Consider the following 20,276-nt stretch of genomic DNA (forward strand, 5'->3'; position numbering starts at 1 on the left):
CAACTAATTAATTGTCAAAATTACAATGAGCTATTATATTTTAATGGGGCTAGGTATTGCTGTTTTATTGGCCTTTTTTATTCATTATTTAATTAAGTTTATCAAACACAAATCTCTCTATCCTTTTATGCCGTTTAAATATAATTTTAGACGTCGAAGAGTCACTTTTGCAAAAACACTTGAATTATTATCAGATCGCAAAGCAAAAACGATTATAGAAACAGGGACTTCCAGAAAAGGATTATCAGCAACACGAGGTGATGGTGCAGGTACTTTTGTCTTTGGTAAATGGGCAATGCAAAACAATGCAAAATTGTTTTCGGTAGATATTGATAAAGATGCGGTTCAAGAATGTAAAGTAGAGGTAGAAAATCAAAATCTTCAAGATACTGTTACAGTTCTATTAGACGATTCCTTGAATTTTCTAGCTAATTATAAAGATCAGGTAGATTTTTTATACTTAGATAGTTACGATTATTCAAGAACAGATACAGCCATTCAAATCGCAAGCCAAGAGCATCACTTAAAAGAATTTAAAGCTATTGAATCCAGATTGCATAAAGACACTATTGTTCTTATAGATGATTGTGGATTGCCTGGAGGCGGAAAAGGAAAAACAGTAGTTTCTTATATGGAGCAAAAAGGATGGAAAATCTTAATAGATGCATATCAAATACTTTTAGTCCATAATGATAGTCTTTAGTGCTAGCTTTATCTGATCATCAGGAACATATTGTTTTGAAGATTCAAAAAAGATAGTAATATCTTTATTTGTGCTCTCTATTAAATAATAGCTTCCTTTAAAATAGCTTTGTTGTATAATAACATCAAGACCCGTAGTTGCTTCAGTGATTTGATGAGGATAGACCAGGACTAATGTAGATGTATCCTTTAATGTTGGGTCAAACAGATACGCAGGAATTTCATTTACTTCCCCAAAAAGAGAGGCAATATAGTGTGTCTTTGGATGTTTATAGAGTTCTTTTGTAGGGGCATTTGCAATGATTTCTCCTTCTCGAATGACAATAGTATGGTCCATATACGATAAAATATCCGTGCTGTCATGAGTGGCTACAATACAAGTGATTTGTTGTTTTTTTAAATAGGAAAACAGCTTTCTTCTCAATCTGTTTTTTCTAAAGTTATCAATATGAGAAAAAGGTTCGTCGAGCAATAAAATTTCGGGTTCTTTTGCAATTGATTGCGCGAGTGCTACGCGTTGTTTCTGTCCTCCAGAAAGTGTTTTTACATGCGCTTTCGCGAAAGCGGACATCTCCACCACTTCCAATAATTCCTCAGTACGTTGCGTACTTTCTTCTGGATATAAACGAGAAAGGAATTTTTTGATATTCTCTTCAACCGAAATAAAAGGCATTAAATCAAAATCTTGAGAAAGATATTTGATAAAAGGCATCCCAGGAACAAGGTTTTCTTTAGGCCCTGTTATTTGTTGGTCTTTCCAAGAAATAGTGCCAGAATTTGTATCATATAAACCATAAATTAACTTTAATAATGTTGTTTTTCCACAACCACTTTCTCCTATAACAGCGACATGAGCCCCTTGTTTGATCTGAATAGAAACATCTCGTAATGAGAAACGGTCAGAAATAGTAAACGATACATTTTTGATAGTAAGCATACAATGACAAAGGTAGTATATGTGCTATTAAAAGTATAGAATAGTGATCGTAATATATATTGATTAGGTTAAATAAAAGTGAAAAGATAGTAAGCTCGCGACGGACATCTTATTTTTGTTAAAATTTCTATAATGATTCGTTTCATTTTATTTATCGTATTTGTTATTCTACTTGATATATATGCATATCAAGCCTTTCGTTTTTTAGTAAAAGCACGTTGGGGAACCGTATTGTATTTTCTTATTACAGCTCTTATTATAGGAGGTTTGTTTTTGCAATTTGCCACTGGAGATAGGCGTAGTTGGTCAGCCATGACACAGTTTTTTATTGTGACGTTTATTATTATGATTGTCTCTAAAATGGTACTTATTGCTGTGATGTTTGGAGAAGATATCTTTCGAGTTTTAGAAGGGCTTTATTATAAATTGTCAGGGAAGACGTCCTCATATGCATTACCATCCCGTCGTAAGTTTGTAAGTCAAATTGCTTTAGGGCTAGCAGCAATACCATTTGCCTCTATTTTATACGGTGTGGTTAAAGGCCGTTATAACTTTAAAGTACTGAAGTATACCTTGCATTTTGAAGATTTACCCGACGCCTTTGATGGGTATCGTATCACGCAAATAAGTGATATTCATAGTGGGAGTTTTGACAATAAGGAGAAAGTAGATTACGCCATAGATCTTATTAATGAACAAGCGAGTGATGCTATCTTGTTTACAGGAGATATGGTCAATAATGAGGCAAAAGAAATGGAGCCTTATATGGATATCTTTAGTAAACTAAAAGCAAAAGACGGTAAATTCTCGGTATTAGGAAACCATGATTATGGAGATTATGTGCCTTGGGAAACAGAGGCGCTTAAAAAAGCAAATCTTGATCGTCTTAAAGAGATACAGAAAGAGATAGGGTTTGACTTAATTCTTAATGATAGTCGCTTTTTAGAAAAAGAAGGGCAGCGCATTGCATTAGTAGGAGTTGAAAACTGGGGAGCTGGAGGATTTAAAAAGGCAGGAGATTTAAACAAAGCTATAGAAAATATAGCTTCAGATGATTTTAAGGTATTGCTAAGTCATGACCCTTCACATTGGGATAACGAGGTAGTATCCCATAAAGATCATTTTCACCTCACATTAAGTGGTCATACCCATGGAATGCAATTTGGAATAGAGATTCCTGGATGGATAAAATGGAGTCCTGTAAAATGGCGTTATAAACATTGGGCAGGTATCTATGAAGAGCAAGGACAATACATTAATGTAAACAGAGGGTTTGGGTATTTGGCATTTCCAGGAAGAGTTGGGATATGGCCTGAGATTACTGTTATAGAGCTTAAAAAAGGCTCAGAAACAGCATAGTGAAGATAAAATAGTATATTTGATAAGGGTATTCCCCCGTTTGTGAAGTACTAAATCGTAAAGGTTATGTCAAAATTTGGCGAATTAATAGACTTAAACGTTCCCGTTCTACTGGATTTTTATACAGAATGGAATGAAGACTCTGTATCTATGCATCCTGTGCTTAGAGATGTGGCTGCAGCTATGGGAGACAAAGGCAAAGTAATAAAGATTGATGTAGATAAGAATAATAAGCTTGCAGAAGCTCTTCGTATCAAATCATTACCAACCCTTATTATATATAAAAATGGCGAGATGAAATGGCGTCAGAGTGGAGAGCAAGATGCAAATACTTTAATCGGTATTATGCAAGAATATGCTTCCTAATAATTTTCTTTCATAGGTTTAAAATGATATCCTTTTTCTAAAAAATAATCAATTACTTTAGGTAATGCATACATCATGTTTTTTGATGCTTTTACACTATCGTGAAAAACAACCAAGTCGCCAGATTTAGTATGCCTTAGTACATTTTGCAAACACTTCTCAGGAGTTATTGAGGCATCCCAATCATAGGCTACTGTCCGGTACATAATAATCTGATATCCTTTTTTGCGAAGTTGTTTTGCTTGTTTTCTTTTTATTTTACCATATGGAGGTCTAAAAAGAGGAAAATAAGAAGTACTTTTTTTTGGTTTGTTTAATACGGTAGTCATTGTACTTTCAGCAAGAGCTATATTAGAGATGTAATCTTCTGTAGCTTCTTTCCATCCTTTTAGGTGATGTTGTGTGTGATTACCAACAACATGTCCGTCTTCAATAATCTGCTTAAAAACCTGAGGATGTTTCTGTACATTATCTCCGATACAAAAAAACGTAGCTTTTATATCTTTTTGCTTAAGAAGCGCTAATACCCATTCTGTTACTTCAGGGATGGGACCATCATCAAAAGTGAGGTATATTACTTTTTTCTGAGAAGGGATGTCCCATATATACCAAGACGGGTGCATCCATTTTATAAACGAAGGCACCCGTATAGGAAGTGGGATAAACATACCCAATTTTAATTTTTTAGAATCGTATCATTTTCTGTAGTATCTGCTGGGATAGGAATAGATTCATCACCAAGGATGTCTTCTATACTTTCAACACTTTCTGGCTCATCGTCATCATAGAAGAAAGAGAATGCACGTAGGTAATTATTAAATTCTTTAGCTTTTTCTTCTACGAGTTCTTCATCTTGATTAGCGACTAATAAATCAATAAGGCTTCTATACTTTTCTATATTAGTAATGATCTCTTCTGCATACTCATACTGGGTATTTTCAGAAAGACCACTAAAATACGTAAGCTGTTCTTGATATTTTTTAGCAAGCTGCTCCCATAGATCTCTTGCCTTTTGGGTTTCACCTACCTCGTAATAGCCACTTACGTATGGTTCTAATAATGTATAGAATTCAAAGATGTCTACAGGCATTTTTTCCATTGCCAAATCCATCAATTCTTTTGCCTTTTCAGGTTGATTCTCTATAATGAGTTGTTCTACAACACGCGCTATATTCCCGCGATATGTAATCGCATTAGAGCGTGTTTCACGATCATGATAGATGTTAGGGTCACCACTATTACCCCAATACCAGTCTTTGATAATCTCATAAGATTTTTCAGAATCTATACGTCCCATATCATATGGATTACGAGGGTCTACTGGAGTACTGATAGGAATCAATTTAAAACATACGCCATCAAGCTGTAAATAATCCTTCATCCATAAATAATCGTCATCTCCAAAACTACCTCCTGTAAAATAAATAGGACGCTCCCAGTTATTCGTAGCAAGAATATCCATCATAAGAAGTCTATTCTTATATAGGATATCATTTTTTAATTCAATGTCTATATAAGGAACTACTAAGTCTGAATCTCTTTCTGGAATAATTTTATTCTTAAGTACAGCATTTTTATCTACAGGGATTCTTATTTTCTTACTAGGAAAGGTATTTACTAGTTTTCCATTTCTGAGTTCTTCCTGTGTTCTAGGATCATCACTGGCAATCCAGTTAAGCCAATCGCTAATAGGTGTGATATCATCTTCTCCTCTTTTAATTGGAGAATAAAATAAGGCATCACGGGTACCATAGCGGTATTTTTCGTGAGTAAGTGTACTAGGAACAGGATCGCTATCAAATGCTTTGCGTTTCATTTGATCCATATACCAATCGGTATTAATTAGACTCGTATTTACAACACGCACATCCGTACGATATCCTTCAATTTCTTGAACATACCAAAGAGCAAAGGTGTCATTATCACCTATGGTAAATAAAATAGCATTTTCATCTACCGAATCTAAATATTTCCGAGCCATTGCAAGCGCTGTTTTACGTCCAGAGCGATCATGGTCATCCCAATTTTCTTTGGCTAATAATACAGGTGCGGCAAATAGACAGAGCACCATAGCGATAGGAAGTGCTACTTTAGGTTTAATGAGATCTTTTAGAATATCAAATAGTGCATATGCGCCAAAACCTATCCACATAGCAAAGACATAAAAAGAACCTACTAATGCATAATCACGCTCTCTAGGTTCAAAAGGACGTTCATTTAGATACACTTTAAGCGCTAAGCCTGTAAATAAGAAAAAGACAAGGAGTACCACAAAATTCTTCCGGTCTTTACTTGCATGAAATAGTAATCCTAATAGCCCTAATAATAAGGGTAAGAAGAAATAGGTGTTACGCGCTTTATTTTTTAATACATCCGAAGGTAAATTATCTTGCGAACCTATAAATAAACTATCTACCCAATCTATTCCACTTATCCAATTTCCATTAAAGTTGTCTCCTTGACCTTGAATATCATTTTGACGTCCTGTGAAGTTCCACATAAAATAACGCCAATACATATACCCAAATTGATAACTAAACATATAAGAGATATTATCTCCAAAAGAAGGTTTCTCTATATCAAGGTAGGATCCAATTTCACTTCTTAAGAAAGAATTGTAACCATCATAATCTACTTTGCCTTGGGCATAGTCTAATTTAAACTGCGTAACAATTTCCTGTAATTCTGCGTTTCCTGCATAGTCTGCTTTAATACCAAATTTAAGTGGTCCTGTATACTGCATATAATTTGCGTTATGTTCAGGACTCCACATACGTGGTAAGAAAGCTTTATGGGCATCGTCAAGATTTTGACCTGCATCACGCCATTCATTTACAATAATATATTTGCCAGACTTTTCGTCTTTTTCATATTTTTTCTTTTCATCTACATAAGGATTATCTGGATCTAGTCCTGAGTAATCAGAAGTAAACTGAGGTCCATAAAAAAGATGTGTCTCTGGATATTGTTCACGATTGTAATACGCAAGTAGCTCACGCGCATTATTTGGATTGTTTTCATTTATGGTAGTTCCTGCATTCGCTCTTATAGGTAACATAAGCCAACTTGAGAAACCTATAAATATAAATAATACACACAGTAGTACTGTATTCAAGGCAGGCTTATTATGCTTTCGCGAAAGCGTAAACCCATAGTAAAAAAGCCCTGCAAGTAATAGTGCCGCGATAATAGTACCACTATTGAAAGGAAGTCCCATAGTATTTACAAAGAAAACTTCTAAGTGTCCAAAAATAGCAAGGGTGTATGGTAGTAAGAACTTAAATATAAATAGAAGAACAGCAACGACGACTACAAGCGCAATGATGAAATTTTTAGGAGTAATCTTTTTAGTATTTTTAAAATAGTATAATAATCCTATTGCAGGAATGGTAAGAAGTCCCATGAAGTGAATCCCGAAAGACTGTCCTACAATAAAAGCAATAAGGATAAGCCATCTATTACCACGAGGCTTATGCATGTCACGTTCCCAAAGAAGTCCTAAATAAAATAGTAAGGATAGAATAAAAGCGGCAGGAGCATAAACTTCGGCTTCTACTGCATTAAACCAAAAACTATCTGTAAAACTAAAAGCAAGCGCTCCGATAGCAGCACTTCCAAGGATCGCATATTGTTTTGAAGTAGTTAGTACTTCGTTATTAATATGTAATAGTTTGCGTATTAATAGTGTAAGTGACCAAAACATAAAAAGGATCGTAAAGGCACTTGTTAAGCATGAAAGATAATTTACGGCTAAAGCAACATAAGTGCTGTCTGGCGCAAAAATAGAAACAAAAGCTCCTAGTATTTGATAAAGAGGAGCTCCAGGTGGATGCCCAATCTCTAATTTAGAAGATGTTGAGATGTATTCTCCTGCATCCCAAAAACTTGCTGTAGGCTCTACAGTAAGAGAGTATACAAGTAATGCGATGGCAAAAACACTCCATCCGACTATTTTATTCCACTTCTTAAAGTTGAATTCTGTCATGTTTTTATTTTTTTTGCAATGTGGCGAAGTTAAGAATATCAGGTAACTTCAGCGTTAATTTTTTCAAAACGTGTAAAAAAGTTGTAATATTTTTCAAAATAAGTTTGCATACCAAAAAGTTTGGTTTAAATTTGCATCCGCTATCAAGATAGTGGCCTATGGTGTAACTGGCAACACGTCTGGTTTTGGTCCAGAAGAGTCTAGGTTCGAGCCCTAGTAGGCCAACTCTTCAAACCCTCAGAAAATAAAAGTTCTGAGGGTTTTTTGTTTTTATCAAGTTTCATAATGTATGTCATGGTTTTATTTATATTGAGATATTTGATGGTAAGCAACATTCTTTGAGTTATTGAAATAAAACATACCTAGGAGGAACTAAACCATTTAGTCTCATATGAACAAGCATTTGACCTCTATGGTGTGTTATATGGTCTGCAAGTAATAAGAAAATTTGACGCTTAGTTCTATTTAATCCAAAATAATCTAGCCGCATGTTTAATTGTGAGGTGTCAAATTGTTCAATGAGTTTTATAGCTTCATTAAATGTTTTGTTTACTGTTATAATCATTTCTTTTTTGGATTTATGGACAACTTTAAATACGGTGTCAGTTTTCCAATCTCTAGATTTTCTTCCACCTAATAATGATTGACTATGCCAATCAATAGCATATCCTATATGCATTAAGTTTTCAGCAAAACTCAATGACTCTGATGTGGGTCTAAAGTGATATGTGTCTTCAGGCATCATTTCTGCGATATGAATTAAATATTTTTTAGAGTTCTCTAGCCGTTCTATATAATCTTTAATAAATAGGTTTTCTTGAGCTAATAGCGGTGACGTAACCAAACTAAATAGTATAATTATTATAAGGGCATGTATGCGTTTCATAATGGTTGTAATAGTTTTACCAATGTAATATGGATGCATTAGTATATTCTATAAGAAATTTAGATTTCAATAATAACTTCTACAAAAGAACATAAACCAGTAGATGTTTTGTAAATAAACAGGTATGATTATAGTGCTAGTACCCGTATTAATTTTTGAATTTAGAAATTAATTCAGCTCTATTTGAAACATTAAGCTTGTTGTAGATGTTGGTGATATGTGTTTTAACAGTGCTTAGACTTATAAATAAATTTTCAGCAATATCTTTATTACTCTTTCCTTCAAGGATAAGATTTTTGATATTTAACTCCTGTTTACTTAATTCGTATTTTCTTTTTTTAGTTTTCGTAATTTTAAATAAAAAGAGGTATGTCATTAGTATAAATACTAAAAATCCAAGAATAAAATTAAAGAGCTTGCTCGTAGCGTATTTATTTTCTATTGATTTTAAATGATGGGATGCTAATTCATTTTCTAGAAAAATATATTCGATACTATTAATTTCACTTAGCTTTAATTCTTCAAGGAGGTTCGAGTAATATTCTGGATTAACAGAGATATCCTTTCTAAGTAAGTTTTTATTTTTGAGTTCTTTAATGCTCAATAATTTTATAGCTAAAATCTTAAGAGAGTCCTTTGTATAATTTCGAATCTCATTTAAATAGATCGTTTGATTATCAGTAATCGTGTCTTGTTTTTTTATGAACTTTTTTAATTGTTGCCATTCTTTATCAGTAGGATTAGTGTTTGTAAATGTTGAGAAAGGAGTATCACTTTTTTGAAAAAAGAGGGAGTCATTATTAGATAAAATAAAACTTTTGGAGGTGTCTTTATGATTATTTGTGAAAAGAGTATATATTTTTTCTTCCTCAGAGAGTTCTTGATTAATGTTAAAAAACCCGTTAGTGTCTAACTGGCTACTCGTTATGATCGTAGACTCTTCAGAAGGGTTAATGCTTTCTATAGATAAAAAAATCAGTTGTTTATCTGTTAAGCTGTCACTGGGGACTATATATCCCGATATATTTGTTTGAGCGCTGAGTTTACTGCTCAATACAATTAAGAGTATAAAAAGAAGCATTCTATTCATAAGTGAAAACTACTATTTTTAAGTGTAATATCAATGAAATGAATACATTTTTAGCATAAAATTATCTGAGTTCTAGTGATGATGATCCTGTCATCAAATAAAAAGTTCCAATCATTATGATTGGAACTTTTTATTTGATGAGCGTATGTGTTTAAAAGATTATTTACAAGAGGTAAATAAGCTATATATCTGAATGCGCTTTCGCGAAAGCGTACTCAGGAACATTATATTTTAAAAGTAATTACAGGACGTTGCGCGTGATTTACAAGTCCTTCACTTAAAGAGCCATTTAAGAAATGGGCAAGACCACTTCGGCCATGCGTTCCGATACCTACCAGCCCAGATCCTATGGTTTCTGCAAAATGAAGAATCCCTTTTTCTACAGAATCATCATTATAGATATTAAGTGTGTAATCTGTACATTCAGGCTCTTTCTCCATAAAGGCTTTCATTTTTGCTTCTATCTCATGCGTTGTGTGAAAGTTGTTAGGCGTATTGATATAAAGCATATGTAATTTTACGTCATTATCTTTTGCAAATGAGAATGCTTGTTTAAAAGAAGTGTGATTCTCTTCTTTAAAATTAGTAGCATATACAAATTTCTCTATCGCAAAGTTTTCGTGACGCCTTTTGATAACGAGTACAGGTATTTTGGAATTTCGTACTACTTTCTCTGTATTAGAGCCAATAAGAATTTCTTGAAGACCAGTGGCGCCATGTGATCCCATAACGACCAAATCTGCTTCGTACTTTTCGGTGTATTCCATAATTCCTTCAAAGGCACCGTCAAATTCTGCAGTTTCATGAACTGTAATGCCATCTAAAAAAGGAGCATTCATCATGTTTTCAAATTTTTGATGTGCTAATTTCATAAAAAATATAGCTTCAGGAAGATCACTCTTTGAACCCCCAGTAGCACCATCTACAAGTTGCATAGGGAGTTCAAGCATGTGTAGTAAGTTGATCTCACTTCCATACTTTCTGGCAAGATCTGCGGCAACGCGTAAAGCGTTCTCTGCCTGCTCTGAAAAATCTGTGGGAACAAGTATTTTTTTTATCATATGGGAGGGGTTTTTGTGAATAACTGTGTTCAAAATAGTAACCGTCTTCAATTTACAAAATAATAAGCAGTTTAATAGGCTTTTATAAATGGATAATTTGTCTTACATTTGCACCATTGAAAGAAACGAGTATTGAGGGGACAGCGGTCCCCTCTTTTTATAGGCAAAGATGTTGAGAGAAAAAGTAACCCAACTCCTTCAAGAAGCAATGGATGAAAATCCATCCCTTTTTTTGATAAGTTTAGACATACAAGGTAACAACGAAGTTAAGGTCATAATAGATGGTGATCATGGAGTTACTGTTCAAGATTGTATCGCTGTAAGTAGAAAAGTTGAGCACAATTTAGATAGAGAAGAAGAAGATTTTTCTTTAGAAGTTATGTCTGTAGGAGCTACCACACCTCTTCAGCAAAAAAGGCAGTATAAAAAAAATATAGGTCGTTTTCTGGAGATAAAAACCCAAGCAGGGGCGAAATTGGAAGGAACGCTGGAAGAAGTTACAGAGGAAAATGTAACATTAACTTGGAAAGCGAGAGAGCCTAAGCCTGTGGGAAAAGGAAAAGTAACTGTTCAAAAAACAGAAGTGATTCCTTATGAAAATATAGTAGAAGCAAAAGTGATGATTAAATTTTAACAATATGTTGATATGGAGAATTTAGCGTTAATCGATTCTTTTTCGGAATTTAAGGACGATAAATTAATAGATCGTGTAACTCTGATGGCTATCTTAGAGGATGTTTTTAGAAGCACGTTGAAAAGACGTTTTGGAAGTGACGATAATTTTGATATTATTATTAATCCTGACAAAGGAGATCTTGAAATATGGCGTAACCGTATTGTGGTAGCCGATGGAGAGGTAGAAGATGATAATGCAGAAATATCACTTACAAATGCACGTAAAATTGAAGAAGATTTTGAAGTTGGTGAAGATGTGTCTGAAGAAGTAAAACTTATTGACTTAGGGCGTCGTTCTATTTTAGCATTACGCCAGAACTTAATAAGTAAGATTCATGAACATGATAATACAAATATCTATAAGCAGTTTAAAGAGCTTGAAGGTGAGTTGTATACAGCTGAAGTTCATCATATAAGACATAGAGCAATTATTTTGCTTGATGATGAAGGGAATGAAATCATACTTCCTAAAGATCGTCAGATTCCATCTGACTTCTTTAGAAAAGGAGAAAATGTAAGAGGTGTAATTGAAAGCGTAGAATTAAAGGGAAATAAACCTTCAATTATTATGTCACGTACAGCGCCTATATTTTTGGAAAAATTATTTGAATCAGAAATACCAGAGGTGTTTGATGGTTTAATTACTATTAAAAAAGTAGTGCGTATTCCAGGTGAAAAAGCAAAAGTAGCCGTAGATTCGTATGACGATCGTATAGATCCTGTTGGAGCCTGTGTAGGTATGAAAGGATCTCGTATCCATGGAATCGTACGTGAATTAGGAAATGAAAATATAGATGTGATTAATTATACAAATAATCTTAATCTATTTATAAGCCGAGCATTAAGCCCGGCACGTATCACTAGTTTAAAACTAGATGAAGAAAATAAAACGGCTCAAGTATATTTGAAGCCAGAAGAAGTGAGTAAAGCAATTGGACGTGGAGGACATAATATTCGTCTTGCAGGTCAATTGACAGGATATGAGATAGATGTGTACCGTGAAGGTGTAGAAGAAGATGTAGAGCTTACAGAGTTTTCTGATGAGATCGAAGGATGGATTATTGAAGCATTTGCAAAAATTGGATTTGATACTGCAAGAAGTATCTTAGAACAAGATGTAGATGATTTGGTAAGACGTACTGACTTAGAGGAGGAAACTGTACTTGATGTAATGCGCATTCTCAAAGAAGAATTTGAAGAATAACATGCCTATTCATAATATAAAGGAATAGGAAAAGAATAAATTAAAGCAGTTTATGGCAGCAGCAACAATGCGATTAAATAAGGTGTTAAGGGAGCTCAATATCTCTCTAGATCGTGCCGTAGAGTATTTAGACTCTAAAGGTATCGAGATAGAGGCGCGTCCGACTACAAAAATCTCTCAAGAGATTTATAATGTGCTTTCGGATGAGTTTCAAACAGACGCTAGTAAGAAAGTAGCTTCTAAGGAAGTCGCTGTAGAGAAGCTTAAGGAGAAGGAGGCGTTACGTATTGCTCGAGAAGAAGAAATCGAAGCAAAGCAAGAGGCTAAAAAACCTGAAGTTGTTAAAGCGAAGGTAAGTCTTAGTGGGCCAAAACAAGTTGGGAAAATAGATCTTGATGCATCAAAGAAGGTTCAGCCTGAAAAGAAAAAGGAAGAACCTAAAAAGGAAGAAGTTGTTGATGAGGTAAAACCAATAGAAGAAGCTCCTAAAGTGGAAACTCCTAAAGTGGAAGCGCCTAAGGAGGTAGAAACTCCTCCTGTGCAACCTGTTAAGGAAAAAGTAAAAGAAGAAGCAAAAAAGCCTGTTGCTAAAAAAGAAACTGCTCCTGTAAAAAAAGAAACTCCTAAGAAAGAAACTCCTAAAACTGAAGTCGCTGCCGAAACTCCAGTTAGATTAGGGGATGAAGTTCTTAAGACAGATTATAAAAAACTGGATGGACCTAATTTCACAGGACAAAAAATTGATCTTACTCAATTTAAAAAACCTGAAAAGAAGAAAAAGGAAAGTGCAGAGGATGCTAAGAAAAAGCGCCGTAGACGTATTACAAAACCTGGAGGAGGAAACAACAATAATAATAATTCGAATTCAGGAGGAGGAAATCGTGGTGGAAACCGTGGTGGAAACCGAGGAGGTAATAATAAACGTAAACCAGCAGTAGCTAAAGTAGAGCCAACTGAAGAAGAAGTACAAAAGCAAATTAGAGAGACTCTTGAAAAACTTCAAGGGAAATCTAGTAAGGGTAAAGGAGCAAAATATCGTAGAGATAAGAGAGATCAGCACCGTCAAAAGACAGAAGGTGAACTTGCTGCTCAAGAAATAGAAAGCAAAATCCTTAAAGTAACAGAGTTTGTTACAGTAAGCGAAGTTGCGATTATGATGGATGTACCTGTAACGGGTATTATCTCAGCATGTATGTCTTTAGGAATGATGGTAACTATGAATCAGCGTCTAGATGCTGAAACACTTACGATTGTTGCTGATGAATTTGGATATACAGTAGAGTTTGTTACTGCAGATCTTGAAGAGGCAATTGTTGAAGTAGAAGATGCTCCAGAAGATTTATTAGAAAGAGCACCTATAGTAACTGTAATGGGTCACGTAGATCACGGTAAAACATCGTTCCTTGATTATGTGCGTAGTGAAAATGTGATTGCAGGAGAAAGCGGAGGAATTACACAGCATATTGGTGCATACGGAGTAACATTAGAAAGCGGTCAGAAGATGGCATTCTTAGATACACCGGGTCACGAAGCCTTTACGGCAATGCGTGCTCGTGGAGCTCAGGTAACTGATATCGCTGTTATTGTTGTCGCTGCCGATGATGATATTATGCCACAAACAAAAGAAGCAATAGCGCATGCGCAAGCAGCCAATGTGCCTATTGTATTTGCTATTAATAAAGTAGATTTACCTACAGCAAATCCTGAAAAGATTAAAGAAGGATTAGCAGCTATGAATTTATTAGTCGAAGATTGGGGAGGTAAAATCCAATCTCATGATATTTCTGCTAAGACTGGATTAGGGGTTAATGAATTACTTGAGAAAGTATTGTTAGAAGCTGAATTATTAGAGCTGAAAGCAAATCCTAAGAAAAATGCTATTGGAACTGTTGTAGAAGCATTCTTAGATAAAGGACGTGGATATGTGTCTACGGTGCTTGTGCAAGGAGGAACGTTGCGTGTAGGAGATTATCTCTTAGCAGGTACATGTTCTGGTAAGGTAAAAGCAATGCATGATGAACGTGGAAAGAAAATTAAAGAGGCTGGACCATCAACGCCAGTATCTGTATTAGGTCTTGACGGAGCACCACAAGCGGGTGATAAGTTTAATGTAATGGATGATGAGCGTGAAGCAAAAGATATTGCTTCTAAACGTACACAATTACAGCGTGAGCAAAGTGTTCGTACGCAGCGTCATATTACATTAGATGAGATTGGAAGACGTATTGCACTTGGTGACTTTAAAGAGCTTAACATTATCCTTAAAGGAGATGTTGATGGTTCTGTAGAAGCACTTACAGATAGTTTCCAAAAATTATCTACAGAAGAAATAGCTGTAAATATTATACATAAAGGAGTAGGTGCGATTACAGAAAGTGATGTGCTTCTTGCTTCAGCATCTGATGCAATTATTATTGGATTTAATGTAAGACCTGCGGGTAATGCTAGGCAGGTGGCAGATAAGGAAGAAATCGATATCCGTATGTATTCTATTATATACGATGCGATCAATGATCTTAAAGATGCCATGGAAGGAATGTTATCTCCAGAAATGCGTGAAGAAATTACAGGTACCGCAGAGATACGTGAAACTTTCAAAATATCGAAAGTTGGTACTATTGCTGGATGTATGGTGACTAGTGGTAAGATCTTTAGAAACTCTAGTATCCGTATTATACGTGATGCTGTCGTTGTGTATACAGGAGAGTTGTCAACGCTGAAACGTTTTAAAGATGATGTGAAAGAGGTAAGTAAAGGATATGATTGTGGTATGCAAATTAAGAACTACAATGATATCAAGATTGATGATGTAATTGAAGCTTTCCAAGAAGTAGCGGTTAAGAAAAAGCTTAAATAAGCTCGATACCTATCTTAAATTAAAAAAGCCTTTCTAGTATTTAGAAAGGCTTTTTAGTTATGTAATATTGGTAGTTTATTATCTCTTTGGGTCTGGTTTGAAGATTAAAGCATTAGGAAACTCTTTCTTAATTTGTATAAGCGCTCTATCAGCTTCAAGTCGATTTCTAAAACTTCCTACCCATACTTTATAGTTAGGCGTTTCGTATTCTATATCTGATTTCCACGTTCCCACCTTATTTCTAAATCGTTTAAGCATGGTTCCAGCTTGTGCGGAATTTCCAGAATAGATTTGAATTTTATAGTGGTCTCCAAGTTCGTTATCGTTGCTTAATTCGTTCTTTAATTCTAGTAATTGTGGAATCTTTGCATCTTGAGAAATGGTTACTTGTGCTGTTTGCGCTTTCGCGAAAGCGTAAAAAGACAGAAAAACGAAGAGTGTAAGTGCTTTACTATTAGGGTGTATTGTCATCTTAAAAATATAATTTGTACGGCAAAGGTAAATGAATAAACGAAAAATAGATTATTTTGTTATTTAGAATTATTATAAATTAAAAACTAGCGCTTTTGCATTCTTCAAAAATGAGTTCTAAGTATTATTTTTGCATACGATTTGAAGAGCTCGATTAACAGTTTATTAACAGCAGTTATATTGTAATAATCGTGCCAAATTTTTGAAGCTAATTCAATACCAATTATGATACAGGTGAATCGCCGTAACTCATTTTCGAGAATTATCACATTATGCGCAGCATTCTTGCTCGCTTTTTCTTCTTCCCTTTTTGCTCAGATAGACGCCGCTAGTGGTGATGCAGATGCTGGGAAAGCATTGTTTAAGACTAATTGTGCTGCTTGTCATAAGTTGTATAAGCCTATGACGGGACCTGCACTTTTTGATGTAGTCGAAAAATATGAAGAAGATTACGAGTGGTTAGGAAAATGGATCAGAAACTCGCAAGAACTTATTAAGGCAGGAGATGCTAGAGCTGTAAAAGTGTATGAAGAGAATGGACAGAAAGTCATGAATTCTTTTTCTGCTCTTACAGATGCGGATATTAGTAATATTCTAGCATATACAAATGTGCCAGTTACTACAGGTGGTCCTGATGGAACTCCAAATCCGAATCCTGTACCAGTTGAACCAGGTGTTTCAAATGAAATTATCCTTTCTATTTTAGGGTTAGTATTATTACTTCTTGTCGCGGTATTATTTATCGTAAACAATACGCTTAAGAAATTTGCAGAAGCGCAAGGTATTGTTGTTGAAGAAGAAAAAACACGTAAGCCAATTTGGAAAGCGTTTGTTGAAAATCAATTCCTAGTGTTAGTGTCTGTAATCTTCCTTCTGTTAGGAAGTGCATACTTTGCATATGGATGGATGTCTCAAGTAGGTGTTGATCAAGGGTACGCTCCTGTGCAACCAATTCATTACTCGCACAGAATCCATGCTGGAGACAATGCAATAGATTGTAAGTATTGTCACTCTTCTGCAAGAGTAAGTAAGCATTCAGGAATTCCTTCATTAAATATATGTATGAACTGTCACAAATCTATAGGTGAAGTGGCAGCAGAAACACAGGCAGAAGGTAAGAATGAGTATGGAGTAGATTATAATAAAGAGATTCAGAAGTTATATACAGCTGTAGGTTGGGATGAAGCTTCTCAAGCATATACCGGAGAGACAAAGCCAGTAGAATGGATTCGTATTCATAACCTTCCAGACTTTGCATACTTTAATCACTCGCAGCACGTAAGTGTAGCAGGTGTTGAGTGTCAGAAATGTCACGGTCCTGTAGAGGAGATGGAGATTATGGAGCAGCATTCACCACTTACAATGGGTTGGTGTATTAACTGTCACCGTGAAACAAACGTAAAAGTAGAAGGAAACGAGTATTATACAAAAATACACGAACAGCTTTCTAAAAAATACGGAGTTGATAAACTTACGGCAGCTCAAATGGGAGGTCTTGAGTGTGGTAAATGTCATTATTAATTAAGGACGCCACTTTAAATAAGTATAATATAAGGTCACTGAGCATAGCGAAGTGCAAATAGTATAAAATCAATTATATGTCATCAAACAAGAAATACTGGAAAAGTGTCGATGAGCTTAACGGAAACCCGTTAGTTGAAACACTAAGACAGAATGAGTTTGTAGAAGAGATTCCGACAGATGAGTTTTTAGGTGATAAAGAAACCTTAGAAACTTCTCAAACAACACGTCGTGACTTCTTAAAGTACGTAGGATTCACTACAGCAGCGGCATCGCTTGCAGCTTGTGAAGGTCCTGTTAAGAAATCCATTCCTTATGTAGTGCAGCCAGAACAGATTGTTCCTGGAGTTGCAGATTATTATGCATCTACTATTGCAGATGGATTTGATTTTGCAAGTATACTTGTGAAAACTCGTGAAGGAAGACCTATAAAGATTGAAAATAATAAACTAGCAAAAGCGGGATACGGAGCAAATGCGCGTGTGCACGCTTCTGTGTTGTCTATGTATGATCAAAATCGTGCACAAGGACCAACAGCTTCTGGTGAGGCAGTTACTTGGAGTGATATTGATGCAGGTGTGATGGCACAGTTGAATAGCGGGAAGCAAGTTGTGTTATTAACACAGACATTTGCAAGTCCTTCTACTGATAAATTGATTGCTGAGTTTGTAGAAAAATATCCAAATGTTTCTCATGTTGCTTATGATGCAGTAGGTGAACAATTTGCACTTGATGCTTTCGAAGTAAAGTATGGGGTGCGTGCTCTTGCAGATTATGACTTCTCAAAAGCAGAAGTGATTGTATCTGTAGGTGCAGATTTCTTAGGAGATTGGAACGGTGGAGGCTATGACGCTGGATATGCTAAAGGACGTATACCTACAGATGGTAAGATGTCTCGTCACTTCCAGTTTGAAGCAAATATGTCGCTGTCAGGAGCAAATGCAGATGTGCGTGTTCCTGTAACACCTTCTCAGCAAAAAGCAATATTAAATGCTTTGTCAACAGGCTCTATGTCTGGTGTTCCTGAGAATGCTAAGAAAGCAGTTAGTGCGGCTATAAGCGAATTAAGAGCGGCTGGAAGTAAAGGTGTTGTTGTAACGGGATTACAAGATGTTCCTTCTCAAACAAAAGCGCTAGAGATAAATGCAAATAGCGAAGTGATTGATGTTGCGGCACCAAGAATGACACGTTCTGGTGATATCCGTAAAGTAAATCAGCTTGTTAAAGATATGAATGCTGGTAAGGTAGGAATGTTGGTAATGGCAGGGGTAAATCCTTCATACACGCTTCCTAATGCAGAAGCATTTACTTCAGGTCTTGCTAAAGTTGCGGTATCTGTAGCGTGTTCTATGCGTGCAGATGAAACGGCTACTGCGGCAACACATATTGCACCAACACCTCATTATCTTGAGGCATGGGGTGATGTTCAAATAAAGCAAGGAGAGGTAAGTGTTACACAGCCTACCATACGTCCTTTATTTGATACAAGACAATTCCAAGATAGCTTACTAAAGTGGATGGGAAGTGATCAGTCGTATTATGATTACATAAAAACGACAATGACTAATGCGGGTATTTCTTTTAATAAAGCAGTACACGATGGGGTTGTGATGACGGACGCTTTCGCGAAAGCGGTCTCAACAAATACAGATACTTCTATAACGGAAGATGCAGGTGCTTCAACAACCTTCCAAGGAGGAGGTTTTGAATTGACCTTATATACTAAAACATCAATGGGAGATGGTAATCAAGCAAACAATCCTTGGTTGCAAGAAATGCCAGATCCTATTACAAGAGCAACATGGGATAACTACATTACTATGTCTGAAGCTGATGCTAAGGATAAAGACTTGTGGTTAGACCGTAGTACATTCTTTACAGAGGCGCGTCATGATGCTAATGGTGGTTTGAACGGAAAGCTTGCTAAAATAACCGTAAACGGTGTTCCTTTAATTGCTCCTGTAATGGTGCAACCAGGTCAAGCAAAAGGATCGATTGGTCTTGCTGTAGGGTATGGTAGAACAACATCTATTCAAGAAGAAATGCAAACAGGTGTGAACGCCTATCCATTAATGCTTAATGGTAGTATGACACAAGGAGGTGTTTCTGTTGAGAAAGTAGATGGAGTCCATGAGTTTGCAGTGATACAATTACACAATACCTTAATGGGGCGTGGTGATATTGTAAAAGAAACTAGACTTGAGATCTTTAATACAAAAGATAAAAATCACTGGAATAAAGTACCTCAAGTATCAAAAGATCATCAAGAATATGATGTGACTTCTCCTGATGTTGATCTTTGGGATGAGTTTGATCGTTCTATAGGACATCATTTTAATCTAGGAATAGATTTAAATGCATGTACAGGATGTGGGGCTTGTGTGATCGCATGTCATGCAGAAAACAATGTTCCTGTAGTTGGTAAATCAGAAGTACGCCGTAGCCGTGATATGCACTGGTTACGTATAGATAGATATTATTCTTCTCAAGATACTTTTGATGGAGATAATAAGAAAAAAGACGGATTTAGCGGACTTTCTGGAGACAATGGTTCTTTAGGAGGATTTGGAGAAATGGAAGATCCAGCTGCAAATCCACAAGTGGCTTTCCAGCCAGTAATGTGTCAGCACTGTAATCATGCTCCTTGTGAGACTGTATGTCCAGTAGCAGCAACATCACATGGTCGTCAAGGTCAAAACCATATGGCGTATAACCGTTGTGTAGGTACACGTTATTGTGCAAACAACTGTCCATATAAAGTACGTCGTTTCAACTGGTTCTTATATAATGGTAATGATGAGTTTGATTACCATATGAATAATGACCTTGGACGTATGGTGATTAATCCAGATGTAACAGTACGTTCTCGTGGGGTGATGGAAAAATGTTCTATGTGTATGCAAATGACACAAAAAACAATTTTAGATGCCAAGCGTGATGGACGTGTAATTAAGGATGGAGAATTTGCAACAGCATGTTCAAATGCATGTACAAGCGGAGCATTAACGTTTGGAGATGTAAATGATAAAGATAGTGATGTATATCACCAGTCACAAGACGACAGAATGTATCACTTACTTGAAAGTGTAGGTACAAAACCAAATGTATTCTACCAGACAAAAGTGAGAAATACAAAAGAAGCATAAAATAACTAATCAAAAG

The 20,276-nt window shown here is 35.6% G+C and carries 15 protein-coding genes and 1 tRNA gene; 9 read left to right on the top strand and 7 right to left on the bottom strand.

What is annotated here, in order from left to right:
• Positions 1–25: 25 nt before the first annotated feature.
• Positions 26–703 carry a class I SAM-dependent methyltransferase gene (locus Q1A60_RS00160; RefSeq protein WP_299762700.1) on the top strand — a complete coding sequence of 226 codons (678 nt, stop codon included), beginning with the start codon at positions 26–28 and terminating at the stop codon, positions 701–703.
• On the opposite strand, the gene Q1A60_RS00165 is transcribed toward Q1A60_RS00160, so the two are convergent.
• Positions 680–1,639, bottom strand: coding sequence for an ABC transporter ATP-binding protein (locus tag Q1A60_RS00165; protein WP_299762703.1), 960 nt, complete (start codon positions 1,637–1,639; stop codon positions 680–682). The two genes, Q1A60_RS00160 and Q1A60_RS00165, sit on opposite strands and share 24 nt — an antisense overlap.
• A 132-nt stretch (positions 1,640–1,771) precedes the next feature.
• Between Q1A60_RS00165 and Q1A60_RS00170 the strand changes: the two genes are divergently transcribed.
• Together Q1A60_RS00170 and Q1A60_RS00175 are read left to right on the top strand one after the other, a co-directional pair.
• Positions 1,772–2,998, top strand: coding sequence for a metallophosphoesterase (locus Q1A60_RS00170; RefSeq protein ID WP_299762707.1), 1,227 nt, complete (start codon positions 1,772–1,774; stop codon positions 2,996–2,998).
• A gap of 66 nt (positions 2,999–3,064) precedes the next feature.
• Entirely contained in the window at positions 3,065–3,364 is a 300-nt protein-coding gene (locus tag Q1A60_RS00175) for a thioredoxin family protein (RefSeq protein ID WP_089369633.1), read from the top strand.
• Here Q1A60_RS00175 and Q1A60_RS00180 read toward each other — a convergent pair.
• Positions 3,361–4,032: a polysaccharide deacetylase family protein gene (locus Q1A60_RS00180; RefSeq protein ID WP_299762709.1), complete on the bottom strand. Its 672-nt coding sequence runs from the start codon at positions 4,030–4,032 to the stop codon at positions 3,361–3,363. The genes Q1A60_RS00175 and Q1A60_RS00180 overlap by 4 nt on opposite strands.
• A gap of 8 nt (positions 4,033–4,040) precedes the next feature.
• The gene (locus Q1A60_RS00185) at positions 4,041–7,349 is read right to left on the bottom strand and encodes a DUF2723 domain-containing protein (protein WP_299762712.1); all 3,309 of its coding nucleotides are present in this window, start codon (positions 7,347–7,349) and stop codon (positions 4,041–4,043) included.
• Positions 7,350–7,501: 152 nt separating this feature from the next.
• On the opposite strand from Q1A60_RS00185, the gene Q1A60_RS00190 reads away from it, so the two are divergent.
• A tRNA-Gln gene (locus Q1A60_RS00190) sits at positions 7,502–7,574 on the top strand.
• A gap of 118 nt (positions 7,575–7,692) precedes the next feature.
• Here the strand turns inward: Q1A60_RS00190 and Q1A60_RS00195 are convergent.
• The 3 genes from Q1A60_RS00195 to Q1A60_RS00205 form a co-directional block, all read right to left on the bottom strand.
• Positions 7,693–8,235: a DinB family protein gene (locus Q1A60_RS00195; protein WP_299762714.1), complete on the bottom strand. Its 543-nt coding sequence runs from the start codon at positions 8,233–8,235 to the stop codon at positions 7,693–7,695.
• Between the two features lie 148 nt (positions 8,236–8,383).
• On the bottom strand, positions 8,384–9,325 hold the full coding sequence (locus Q1A60_RS00200) for a response regulator transcription factor (protein ID WP_299762717.1): 942 nt from the start codon (positions 9,323–9,325) through the stop codon (positions 8,384–8,386).
• 224 nt (positions 9,326–9,549) lie between these two features.
• Positions 9,550–10,386, bottom strand: a complete 837-nt coding sequence (locus Q1A60_RS00205; RefSeq protein WP_363322557.1) for a universal stress protein — start codon at positions 10,384–10,386, stop codon at positions 9,550–9,552.
• A gap of 169 nt (positions 10,387–10,555) precedes the next feature.
• Between Q1A60_RS00205 and rimP the strand changes: the two genes are divergently transcribed.
• From rimP to infB, 3 genes are read left to right on the top strand one after another with little or no spacing between them, the layout of a single operon-like run.
• Positions 10,556–11,020, top strand: a complete 465-nt coding sequence (rimP, locus tag Q1A60_RS00210; RefSeq protein ID WP_299762721.1) for a ribosome assembly cofactor RimP — start codon at positions 10,556–10,558, stop codon at positions 11,018–11,020.
• Positions 11,021–11,032: 12 nt separating this feature from the next.
• Complete coding sequence (nusA, locus tag Q1A60_RS00215) at positions 11,033–12,265, top strand: transcription termination factor NusA (RefSeq protein WP_299762725.1); 1,233 nt, start codon at positions 11,033–11,035, stop codon at positions 12,263–12,265.
• 52 nt (positions 12,266–12,317) lie between these two features.
• On the top strand, positions 12,318–15,122 hold the full coding sequence (infB, locus tag Q1A60_RS00220) for a translation initiation factor IF-2 (RefSeq protein WP_299762728.1): 2,805 nt from the start codon (positions 12,318–12,320) through the stop codon (positions 15,120–15,122).
• A 78-nt stretch (positions 15,123–15,200) separates the two neighbouring features.
• On the opposite strand, the gene Q1A60_RS00225 is transcribed toward infB, so the two are convergent.
• On the bottom strand, positions 15,201–15,593 hold the full coding sequence (locus Q1A60_RS00225) for an SPOR domain-containing protein (RefSeq protein ID WP_299762731.1): 393 nt from the start codon (positions 15,591–15,593) through the stop codon (positions 15,201–15,203).
• Between the two features lie 225 nt (positions 15,594–15,818).
• Between Q1A60_RS00225 and Q1A60_RS00230 the strand changes: the two genes are divergently transcribed.
• On the top strand, positions 15,819–17,114 hold the full coding sequence (locus Q1A60_RS00230; RefSeq protein ID WP_299762734.1) for a c-type cytochrome: 1,296 nt from the start codon (positions 15,819–15,821) through the stop codon (positions 17,112–17,114).
• A gap of 77 nt (positions 17,115–17,191) precedes the next feature.
• Complete coding sequence (locus Q1A60_RS00235; protein WP_299762738.1) at positions 17,192–20,260, top strand: TAT-variant-translocated molybdopterin oxidoreductase; 3,069 nt, start codon at positions 17,192–17,194, stop codon at positions 20,258–20,260.
• Positions 20,261–20,276: the final 16 nt, after the last annotated feature.

The sequence above is a fragment of the uncultured Dokdonia sp. genome, from assembly GCF_947492535.1.
Lineage (GTDB): Bacteria > Bacteroidota > Bacteroidia > Flavobacteriales > Flavobacteriaceae > Dokdonia.